Raw genomic sequence first — 5,539 nt, forward strand, 5'->3', positions numbered from 1 at the left:
GGTGGGCATGTTGTTTGAGAACTCGATAGTGTGTCAAGTTTATTTATGCCATGAGCATGCATGACTTGTTGTTGTGTGTGTTTATTTTTGTTTTGTTTGCTGTCCTGTGATGAATCCTCGTCGATGGTCATGGGGTGGTGAGTTAGGTGAAAAATTTTTTCTTTTCTCCGATTTTCTTAAATTGTTGAAAGCACTGTTGTGGCGCCTGCTGTTTTGTGGGTGTTGCTGTTGGTGTTTTGTTTAAGGTTTTTTTGGAGAGTTTGATCCTGGCTCAGGACGAACGCTGGCGGCGTGCTTAACACATGCAAGTCGAACGGTGAAGCATCCAGCTTGCTGGGTGTGGATGAGTGGCGAACGGGTGAGTAACACGTGAGTAACCTGCCCCCTTCTCTTGGATAACTGCCGGAAACGGTGGCTAATACGGGATATTCTGGCCATCCTGCATGGGGTGGTTTGGAAAGGTTTTTTCCGGTGGGGGATGGGCTCGCGGCCTATCAGCTTGTTGGTGGGGTGAAGGCCTACCAAGGCGATGACGGGTAGCCGGCCTGAGAGGGTGGACGGCCACACTGGGACTGAGACACGGCCCAGACTCCTACGGGAGGCAGCAGTGGGGAATATTGCACAATGGGCGAAAGCCTGATGCAGCGACGCCGCGTGAGGGATGACGGCCTTCGGGTTGTAAACCTCTTTCGCTAGGGAAGCAGGCCACATGTACGTGTGGTTGACGGTACCTGGATAAGAAGCGCCGGCTAACTACGTGCCAGCAGCCGCGGTAATACGTAGGGCGCAAGCGTTGTCCGGAATTATTGGGCGTAAAGAGCTCGTAGGCGGCTGGTCGCGTCTGTCGTGAAAACCCGGGGCTCAACCCCGGGCTTGCGGTGGGTACGGGCCGGCTAGAGTGCGGTAGGGGAGACTGGAACTCCTGGTGTAGCGGTGGAATGCGCAGATATCAGGAAGAACACCGATGGCGAAGGCAGGTCTCTGGGCCGTTACTGACGCTGAGGAGCGAAAGCGTGGGGAGCGAACAGGATTAGATACCCTGGTAGTCCACGCCGTAAACGTTGGGCACTAGGTGTGGGGACTCTTTCCGGGGTTTCCGCGCCGCAGCTAACGCATTAAGTGCCCCGCCTGGGGAGTACGGCCGCAAGGCTAAAACTCAAAGGAATTGACGGGGGCCCGCACAAGCGGCGGAGCATGCGGATTAATTCGATGCAACGCGAAGAACCTTACCAAGGCTTGACATGGACACAGAGCCTGCAGAGATGTGGGTGCATTTAGTTGGGTGTTCACAGGTGGTGCATGGTTGTCGTCAGCTCGTGTCGTGAGATGTTGGGTTAAGTCCCGCAACGAGCGCAACCCTTGTCCCGTGTTGCCAGCACGTAGTGGTGGGGACTCGCGGGAGACTGCCGGGGTCAACTCGGAGGAAGGTGGGGATGACGTCAAATCATCATGCCCCTTATGTCTTGGGCTTCACGCATGCTACAATGGCCGGTACAGAGGGTTGCGATACTGTGAGGTGGAGCGAATCCCTTAAAGCCGGTCTCAGTTCGGATCGGTGTCTGCAACTCGACACCGTGAAGTTGGAGTCGCTAGTAATCGCAGATCAGCAACGCTGCGGTGAATACGTTCTCGGGCCTTGTACACACCGCCCGTCACGTCACGAAAGTCGGCAACACCCGAAGCCCGTGGCCCTACGGGGAGCGGTCGAAGGTGGGGCTGGTGATTGGGACGAAGTCGTAACAAGGTAGCCGTACCGGAAGGTGCGGCTGGATCACCTCCTTTCTAAGGAGCTCATTTCAGCCACTATGTTCGTGTAGTGGTGGTGAGTCGGAATCATGGCGTACCAATCACGTTGGCATTTTCACTGGAGTTTATTTCGGCCTTGTTCTTGGGGTCGGCTTTGGTGGTGTTGGTGGTTGGCTTGGCACACTGTCGGGGTCTGGAGCATCATGCTCTGGTGCCTCACATTCGATTTTCTGCCGCTGGATGGTGGTTGGGAGTGTTTGTGTGGGTGGGTTGGTTGTGAACTGTATAGTGGACGCGAGCATCTTTGATCTTTGCGAATCATGAGTTATTGAACGTTTAAGTTTTTTAATTGTGGTTTGTTGTTAGTTTTTATGAGCGTTCGGTGGATGCCTTGGCATCAGGAGCCGATGAAGGACGTTGTGGCCTGCGATAAGCCTCGGGGAGCCGGCTAACGGGCTGTGATCCGAGGGTTTCCGAATGGGGAGACCCGGCAAGGGTAATGCCTTGTCACCCTCGTCTGAATACATAGGGCGAGTGGGGGTAGACGCGGGGAAGTGAAACATCTCAGTACCCGCAGGAAAAGATATTCCGTGAGTAGTGGCGAGCGAAAGCGGAGGATGGTGAAACCATGCGTGTGTGATACCCGGCAGGGGTTGCGCGTGTGGGGTTGTGGGACGTCTTGTACTTTTGCTGCCGCAAGAGTGTGTAGTGATAAACCATGGTGGTAGTTGAACGGTCTGGGAAGGCCGGGCGTAGTGGGTGAGACCCCCGTAGACGAAACTGCTGTGGCTGCATATAGGCGCTCCCAAGTAGCACGGGGCACGTGGAATCCTGTGTGAATTTACCAAGACCACTTGGTTGCCTAAATACTTCCTGATGACCGATAGCGGATTAGTACCGTGAGGGAATGGTGAAAAGTACCCCGGGAGGGGAGTGAAATAGTACCTGAAACCGGGCGCTTACAAGCCGTCAGAGCCTCTCTTGTGGGGTGATGGCGTGCCTATTGAAGAATGAGCCTGCGAGTTAGTGGCGTGTCGCGAGGTTAACCCGTGTGGGGGATCCGTAGCGAAAGCGAGTCCGAAAGGGCGGTTGAGTGGCACGTTCTAGACCCGAAGCGGGGTGATCTACCCATGGCCAGGTTGAAGCACGTGTAAGAGCGTGTGGAGGACCGAACCCACTTAGGTTGAAAACTGAGGGGATGAGCTGTGGGTAGGGGTGAAAGGCCAATCAAACTCCGTGATAGCTGGTTCTCCCCGAAATGCATTTAGGTGCAGCGTCACGTGTTTCCCAGCGGAGGTAGAGCTACTGGGTGGCTGATGGGCCCCACAGGGTTACTGACGTCAACCAAACTCCGAATGCCGTTGGGTTCTAGCGTGGCAGTGAGACTGCGGGGGATAAGCTCCGTAGTCGAGAGGGAAACAGCCCAGATCGCCGGCTAAGGCCCCTAAGCGTGTACTAAGTGGGAAAGGATGTGCGGTCGCGCAGACAACCAGGAGGTTGGCTTAGAAGCAGCCACCCTTGAAAGAGTGCGTAATAGCTCACTGGTCAAGTGATCGTGCGCCGACAATGTAGCGGGGCTCAAGTACACCGCCGAAGCCGCGGATCCATCACGTGTTCCCTCCAGTTTTTGGCAGGGGTGATGGGTGGTAGGGGAGCGTTCTGCACCGGGTGAAGTCACAGAGTGATCTAGTGGTGGACGGTGCGGAAGTGAGAATGCAGGCATGAGTAGCGATACTAGGGTGAGAAACCCTAGCGCCGAATGACCAAGGGTTCCAGGGCCAGGCTAGTCCGCCCTGGGTGAGTCGGGACCTAAGGCGAGGCCGACAGGCGTAGTCGATGGACAACGGGTTGATATTCCCGTACCGGCGAAACACCGCCCATGCTGACTTAAGGGTACTAACCCACGCCATGATCTTTCGTTAACACTTCGGTGTTTTTGTTGGTGAGTGGTCTGGGGACCAGCCTTATTGGTAGGCAAGCGTATTAACAGGGGTGACGCAGAGTGGTAGCTTCCGCGGGCCTAATGGCTTGGCCCGTCCAAACGAGCAGCCCGTTTCTTAGGCAAATCCGGGAAACATGAGGGTGAGACGTGATGGTGACCTAACATTTGTTGGGGAAGTAGGGTGATCCTGTGCTGCCGAGAAAAGCCTCGACGCGAGGTGTTAGCCGCCCGTACCCTAAACCGACACAGGTGGTCGGGCAGAGTATGCCTAGGCGCACGAGATAATCATGGTTAAGGAACTCGGCAAAATGCCCCCGTAACTTCGGGAGAAGGGGGGCCCGATCCTTGAAGCCACTTGCTGGCTAGGGGGGAGGGTCGCAGAGACCAGGGAGAAGCGACTGTTTACTAAAAACACAGGTCCGTGCGAAGCCGCAAGGCGATGTATACGGACTGACGCCTGCCCGGTGCTGGAAGGTTAAGAGGAACCGTCAACCCTTCGGGGTGAAGCGGTGAATTTAAGCCCCAGTAAACGGCGGTGGTAACTATAACCATCCTAAGGTAGCGAAATTCCTTGTCGGGTAAGTTCCGACCTGCACGAATGGCGTAACGACTTCTCCACTGTCTCAACCATGAACTCGGCGAAATTGCACTACGAGTAAAGATGCTCGTTACGCGCAGAAGGACGGAAAGACCCCGGGACCTTTACTATAGCTTGGTATTGGCGCCCGCCATAGCTTGTGCAGGATAGGTGGGAGACTGTGAAGCATGAACGCCAGTTTGTGTGGAGTCATCGTTGAAATACCACTCTGGTTATGGCGTGCGCCTGAACCTCGGCCCGTGATCCGGGTCAGGGACAGTGCCTGGTGGGTAGTTTAACTGGGGCGGTTGCCTCCTAAAATGTAACGGAGGCGCTCAAAGGTTCCCTCAGCCTGGTCGGCAACCAGGTGTTGAGTGTAAGTGCACAAGGGAGCTTGACTGCGAGACTGACAGGTCGAGCAGGTACGAAAGTAGGAACTAGTGATCCGGCGATCCCGAGTGGGTGGGTCGTCGCTCAACGGATAAAAGGTACCCCGGGGATAACAGGCTGATCCTGCCCAAGAGTCCATATCGACGGCATGGTTTGGCACCTCGATGTCGGCTCGTCGCATCCTGGGGCTGGAGCAGGTCCCAAGGGTTGGGCTGTTCGCCCATTAAAGCGGTACGCGAGCTGGGTTTAGAACGTCGTGAGACAGTTCGGTCCCTATCCTCTGCGCGCGCAGGAAACTTGAGAAGGCCTGTCCCTAGTACGAGAGGACCGGGACGGACGAACCTCTGGTGTGCCAGTTGTCCCGCCAGGGGCACGGCTGGTTGGCTACGTTCGGAATGGGTAACCGCTGAAAGCATCTAAGCGGGAAACCAGCTTCAAGATGAGGTTTCCATCATCCTTTGGGGTGGTGAGGCTCCCAGTAGACTACTGGGTTGATAGGCCGGATGTGGAAGACCCGTAAGGGATCGGAGCTGACCGGTACTAATAAGCCGATACCAACAACACTTTCCGCACGCGTTGCGTGTGGGTTGCGCGATTTGTTAAGCGTTGCTTGCGTCCACTATGCGGTCCACGACCAACACCATTGCTGGCCATGCGTTTTGTGTGGTTTGAGGTTACTGTGTGTGTTGTTCTGATAAGCGTTACGGCGGTCATAGCGGGAGGGTCACGCCCGGCCTCCATTCCGAACCCGGAAGCTAAGCCTCCAAGCGCCGATGGTACTGCACTCGCTAGGGTGTGGGAGAGTAGGACGCCGCCGTACATATACTTGTGAGGGTTGAGCCCCGCTGCCATGTTTGTGTGGTTGGCGGGGCTCCCCCACACCC

At 55.9% G+C, this 5,539-nt stretch carries 3 rRNA genes; all 3 read left to right on the forward strand.

Annotation, left to right across the window (positions count from 1 at the left end):
* Positions 1-248 precede the first annotated feature (248 nt).
* The 3 genes from A9753_RS09300 to rrf all read left to right on the forward strand — a co-directional run bounded on the left by A9753_RS09300 (position 249) and on the right by rrf (position 5,475).
* Positions 249-1,782: ribosomal RNA gene (locus A9753_RS09300) — 16S ribosomal RNA — on the forward strand.
* 321 nt (positions 1,783-2,103) lie between these two features.
* Positions 2,104-5,220 (forward strand): 23S ribosomal RNA (locus A9753_RS09305).
* 137 nt (positions 5,221-5,357) lie between these two features.
* Positions 5,358-5,475 (forward strand): 5S ribosomal RNA (gene rrf, locus A9753_RS09310).
* The 16S, 23S and 5S rRNA genes sit together here, the layout of an rRNA operon.
* The last annotated feature ends 64 nt before the right edge of the window (positions 5,476-5,539 follow it).

It is taken from the genome of Actinomyces vulturis (assembly GCF_001687305.1).
In the GTDB taxonomy this organism is placed as follows: Bacteria; Actinomycetota; Actinomycetes; order Actinomycetales; family Actinomycetaceae; genus Actinomyces; species Actinomyces vulturis.